The 420-nt window shown below is 73.6% G+C and carries 1 pseudogene; it reads left to right on the forward strand.

The annotated features are described in order from the left end of the window. A pseudogene (locus G3I71_RS48500) lies at window positions 1–420 on the forward strand (ERAP1-like C-terminal domain-containing protein); the annotation flags it as partial.

A 420-nucleotide genomic window follows, 5' to 3' on the forward strand; every position in this document is an offset into this window, starting at 1 on the left:
CCGCGACCTGACCGCCTGGTCGACGGCGTGGCTGGAGACGGCCGGCATCAACGTCCTGCGTCCGGAGGTCGAGACGGACGCGCAGGGCGTCATCACCGCCTTCGCGATCCGCCAGGAGGCCCCGGCGCTCCCCGCGGGCGCGAAGGGCGAGCCGGTGCTGCGTCCGCACCGCATCGCGGTCGGCCTGTACGACCTGAGCGACGGCGCGCTCGTGCGCACGGACCGGATCGAGCTGGACATCGACGGCGCCCTCACGGTGGTGCCGGAGCTGGTGGGCCGGGCCCGTCCGGCGGTCGTGCTGCTCAACGACGACGACCTGTCGTACGCGAAGGTCCGCCTGGACGAGGTGTCCCTCGCCAACGTGACCGCCTACCTGGGCGACTTCACGGAGTCGCTGCCGCGCGCGCTGTGCTGGGCCTC

This window comes from Streptomyces sp. SID12501 (genome assembly GCF_010550245.1).
GTDB lineage: Bacteria > Actinomycetota > Actinomycetes > Streptomycetales > Streptomycetaceae > Streptomyces.